This window comes from Halorubrum tibetense (assembly GCF_042661865.1).
Classification (GTDB): Archaea; Halobacteriota; Halobacteria; order Halobacteriales; family Haloferacaceae; genus Halorubrum; species Halorubrum tibetense.
The window spans coordinates 1-4,263 of sequence record NZ_JBHSWW010000215.1; the positions used below are offsets into that span (position 1 = coordinate 1).

Consider the following 4,263-nt stretch of genomic DNA (forward strand, 5'->3'; position numbering starts at 1 on the left):
CGCGTTCGCGTTCGCCGCCGGAGAGCGACGCGACCCGGTCGCCCTCGCGACCGGCCAGGTTGACCGCGTCGAGCGCCTCACGGACGCGTCGGTCGATTTCGTCGTGTGAGCACCCGAGGTTCTCGGGGCCGAACGCCACGTCCCCGCCCACGGTGGCGGCGACGATCTGATCCCGCGGGTCCTGAAACACCATGCCGACGGCCGACCGCGCCGCGACGAGATCCGACTCGACGGGAGTCCCGTTGACGCGAACCGTTCCCGAGTCGGGCGTGACGAGTCCGTTGAACGTTCGGACGAGCGTCGTCTTCCCGGAGCCGTTCGCGCCCGCGATGACGAGGAACTCGCCGTCCGGGATCGTGAGCGAGACGTCGTCGACCGCTACGGTCGACTCACTCTCCGTGTCAGTGGCGTACCGGTGAACGACCTCGTGGGCGTCGATCACGCGTTTCAGGCGGCGGTGATGGCGTCGGAGCGGACGACGCCGATCGCGGCGGCGATCTTCGCGGCCTCGAACGGCAGGAACGCGGCCGCGCCGGTGATGAACGCCTCAACGAGCGTGAGATCGAGAACGACCGCCATCCCGAGGACGCCGAAGGCGTAGATCACGGCGGTGCCGGCGAGCATCGCGCCGACGAGCCGACCGACGCCGACATCGGCGAGCGCGCCGGGGCCACGAAGCGAGCCACCGCCGTGGACGAGATATCCGACGACCGCCGCAGCGACCGGGTACGACCAGAGGTAGCCGAGCGTCGGTTCGGCCAGGAGAACCCCCAGTCCGCCGGTGCCCGCCGAGAACACGGGCGCGCCGAGCGCGCCGGCGGCGAGATAGAGGACGAGTGCCCCGCTTCCCCACAGCGGCCCGAGGAAGATCCCGGCGAGGAACACGCCGAGCACCTGGAGCGTGATCGGGGACGGCGAGAAGGGGTGTGGAAACGAGACGTACGCGAACGCGCCGACGAGCGCGGCGAACAGCGCCGCACGGGCGAGGTTAGTCGCCGCCTCGTCGCCGACGAGATCGACTGACTCCGTTCGTGTCGACATGGTTTGAGGATCTCGTAAACCGACTTGAGAGTATTGGTTTACGATCCTGGGGGCTACCGACGACACGTTTTTTCGGCCAGGCGACGTCCCTTCTCGACGTATGGACGAGAAAACCGAGGCGCTTCGGGACCTCTTCGTCGACGCGACGGGCGCGGAGACGGTGACCGAACGGCAGGCGGAGTCGCCCGGGAGCCTCACCGACCGCGACGAGGACGCGGTCGCGGCGCGCGTCGACGAGCTCGTCTCGACGATGCGCGAACGGTACGCGTTCGACGCCGGGCTCGACAATGCAGGCTACCGGCGGGTCGCGGTCGGCTTCTTCGACGACGAGGACGACGCGACGATCGCGGCGGCGCTCGCGGACGGATCGACGAGCATCGACGCCGACGTCGTCCGTGAGGCACGGTTCGACCTCCACCTCGTCGACGAGGACGACCGTGACACGCCTGCTCCCGTCGAGTACGCGGCGGTCAAGCGTGCGGTCGCCGCCGACAGACCGCTCACGGAGCTGGCGGCGACGCTCAGTGTGGACGCCGAAACCGTCGAGGCGTACGTGCCCGTCGCTCAGGCGGACCTCGCGTCGACGCGCGTGAACGACCGGTTCCGCGACGAGCTCCGTGCGCTGCTCACCGACGCCGACCTGGAAGGGTCACACGCCGCCGCCGCCCGGGAAGACGGGCTTCGGGAAGCGACGGAAGACATCGAGACCGACGTCTCGTTGTGATCCGGTTTCGGGGGATATCCCCGTCCGACCGGTCGAACCGATCTACTCCTCGTCGACGTCCAGCTCGAACTGCTCGTTCTCCGTGACTGCGTTGAGCACGACGCTCGTGTTCGACTCCCGGATATCGGCGTCGGTGAGGATCGATTTGATCTGGTCGTTCATGCCGTCGGTGTCGGTGAACTTGCCGATCGCGATCACGTCGTAATCGCCAGTCACCTCGTAGACGCTGACCATCTGTTTCTCTTGTCGGAGTTTCTCCGTGACGGCCGGCAGCGCGCTTCCCTCCACTTTCAGTTGTAACACGGCAGTCACGTCGAAGCCGAGCTTCTCGTAGTCGACGATCGGGGTGTATCCGCGGATCACGCCCTCGTCTTCGAGGTCGCGCAGGTGGTTCGAGACGGTCGTCACCGAGACGTCGAGCTCGTCCCCGAGACTTCGGAGGCTGGCTCGACCGTTACCGAGAAGCGAGTTCACGAGCTTGGCGTCGAGGTTTTCGTACGTCATTACACTCGAAAAGCCCCTGGAGGGTTTAGAATTTTACGAACGTCCAGTACTTGCCGGAGACTGGCGGTTCATGCGCCAAGCGACAAGGCCTTTATACTGGCAGTTGAGGATGTAATCGTCCAAAACATGACGGACGAACACGCGAAACCGGACGGCGGCCTCTCGGCCGAAGAACAGGCGGTACTCGACGAGATCGACGAGAAGAACGTCGACTTCCTGCGGCTCCAGTTCACCGACATCCTCGGCGTCGTAAAGAACGTCTCCGTGCCGGCCCATCAGGCCGAAAAGGCGTTCACGGAGGGGATCTACTTCGACGGCTCCTCGATCGAGGGGTTCGTCCGCATCCAGGAGTCCGACATGCGGCTCGTTCCCGACGCCGACACCTTCGCCGTGCTCCCGTGGCGCAGCGGCGAGGACGGGTCGGCGGCTGCCCGTGTCGTCTGTGACATCGTCGACACCGACGGCGAACCGTTCGCCGGCGGCCCGCGGCAGGTTCTCAAGAGCGTCCTCGAAAAAGCCGACGACATGGGGTACACCGTGTCCGTCGGCCCCGAGCCCGAGTTCTTCCTGTTCAAAACTGACGAGGAGGGGAACGCAACGACCACGCCGCACGACAAGGGCGGCTACTTCGACATGGCTCCCAAGGACCTCGCCTCCGATGTCCGCAAAGAGATCATCTTCACGTTAGAGGAGATGGGCTTCGAGATCGAGGCCTCCCACCACGAGGTCGCCGAAGGGCAACACGAGATCAACTTCAAGTACGACGACGCGCTCACGACCGCGGACAACATCGCGACGTTCCGGACGGTCGTCCGCGCGGTCGCGGCCCAACACGACCTCCACGCGACGTTCATGCCCAAGCCGATCGCGGAGATCAACGGCTCGGGGATGCACAGCCACATCTCGCTGTTCGACGAAGACGGAAACAACGCCTTCGCCGACGACGACGACGAGTTCAATCTGAGCGAGACGGCCTACCAGTTCATGGGCGGCATCCTGAACCACGCGCCCGCGTTCACGGCCGTCACGAACCCCACCGTGAACTCCTACAAGCGCCTGGTGCCAGGCTACGAGGCACCGATCTACGTCGCGTGGTCCGACACGAACCGCTCGGCGCTCGTCCGCGTCCCCGACGCGGCCGGCGTCTCCGCGCGCTTCGAGGTCCGCAGTCCCGACCCGTCGTGTAACCCGTACCTCGCCATGGCGTCGCTCATCGCCGCCGGCCTCCACGGCATCGAGACGGACGCCGACCCGGGCGACCCGGTCCGCGAGGACATCTACGAGTTCGACGACGAAAAACGCGAGGAGTACGGTATCGAGACGCTTCCGCCGAACCTCGGTTCCGCCGTCGACGCGTTGGAGGCCGACGAGGTCGTCTCCGAAGCGCTCGGCCCGCACACCTCCGAGAAGTTCGTCGAGGCCAAGTCCCAGGAGTTCAGCGAGTACCTCACCCAAGTGTCCGAGTGGGAGGAAGACCGCTACCTGGAGACGTTCTAAGGGGGTAGCGCGGTCCGACCCGGCGGTTCAGTCTCTCTCACCTCGTCTCGTTTCGGTTTCACGTATCGGATCTTCTTTGTCTCCTGCGTTGGCCTCTGACGGGCACGTGAACTCGACGAACGATCGGTAGCGGGAGTGGATATCGCGGTATGGATGATCGGTTGTGTATACGTAGAGGAGTGGTGTTGCTGGCGGCTGATCATCGCTCGTTATTGGTAGGTGTTTATAAATGGCTACTGGCGCGGTAAACACGTCCAAATCCCCACCCCAGCCGCTCGCTTATAAGTCGTTGCTGGCGCGGAAACGCGTCCTGGGCCCCACCGTGCGTTTATAAGTGGTTGCCTATGGATCGACGGTGAACACGTCCAAAGCCCAAGCCTTTGAGTCCCACCCCGCACAGTACCGCACCTCACGCCTCCCCAGCCTCGTCGTCGTCGGCCTCGCTCCGCTCGGCCGCCGCCGACTCCCTCGTGCGGACGGTTCGCGCCCTCCGGGCG

The 4,263-nt window shown here is 65.4% G+C and carries 5 protein-coding genes; 2 read left to right on the forward strand and 3 right to left on the reverse strand.

Annotated elements, in window-relative coordinates; genetic code table 11:
• The coding region (locus tag ACFQEU_RS12120; protein WP_379782484.1) for an energy-coupling factor ABC transporter ATP-binding protein at window positions 1-442 on the reverse strand (442 nt) is incomplete at its 3' end.
• A gap of 5 nt (window positions 443-447) precedes the next feature.
• The gene (locus ACFQEU_RS12125) at window positions 448-1,041 is read right to left on the reverse strand and encodes a biotin transporter BioY (protein WP_379782486.1); all 594 of its coding nucleotides are present in this window, start codon (window positions 1,039-1,041) and stop codon (window positions 448-450) included.
• 100 nt (window positions 1,042-1,141) lie between these two features.
• Between ACFQEU_RS12125 and ACFQEU_RS12130 the strand changes: the two genes are divergently transcribed.
• Entirely contained in the window at window positions 1,142-1,765 is a 624-nt protein-coding gene (locus tag ACFQEU_RS12130) for a hypothetical protein (protein ID WP_379782488.1), read from the forward strand.
• A gap of 42 nt (window positions 1,766-1,807) precedes the next feature.
• Here the strand turns inward: ACFQEU_RS12130 and lrp are convergent, their stop codons facing one another.
• Window positions 1,808-2,269 carry an HTH-type transcriptional regulator Lrp gene (gene lrp, locus ACFQEU_RS12135; RefSeq protein WP_379782490.1) on the reverse strand — a complete coding sequence of 154 codons (462 nt, stop codon included), beginning with the start codon at window positions 2,267-2,269 and terminating at the stop codon, window positions 1,808-1,810.
• A 126-nt stretch (window positions 2,270-2,395) separates the two neighbouring features.
• Between lrp and glnA the strand changes: the two genes are divergently transcribed.
• On the forward strand, window positions 2,396-3,766 hold the full coding sequence (gene glnA / locus ACFQEU_RS12140) for a type I glutamate--ammonia ligase (protein ID WP_379782492.1): 1,371 nt from the start codon (window positions 2,396-2,398) through the stop codon (window positions 3,764-3,766).
• Window positions 3,767-4,263: the final 497 nt, after the last annotated feature.

Excerpts from the sequence above, each read along its gene's own strand:
- lrp (WP_379782490.1), bottom strand. The coding sequence starts at position 2,269 with ATGACGTACGAAAACCTCGACGCCAAGCTCGTGAACTCGCTTCTCGGT.
- ACFQEU_RS12125 (WP_379782486.1), bottom strand. The coding sequence starts at position 1,041 with ATGTCGACACGAACGGAGTCAGTCGATCTCGTCGGCGACGAGGCGGCG.
- ACFQEU_RS12130 (WP_379782488.1), top strand. The coding sequence starts at position 1,142 with ATGGACGAGAAAACCGAGGCGCTTCGGGACCTCTTCGTCGACGCGACG.
- glnA (WP_379782492.1), top strand. The coding sequence starts at position 2,396 with ATGACGGACGAACACGCGAAACCGGACGGCGGCCTCTCGGCCGAAGAA.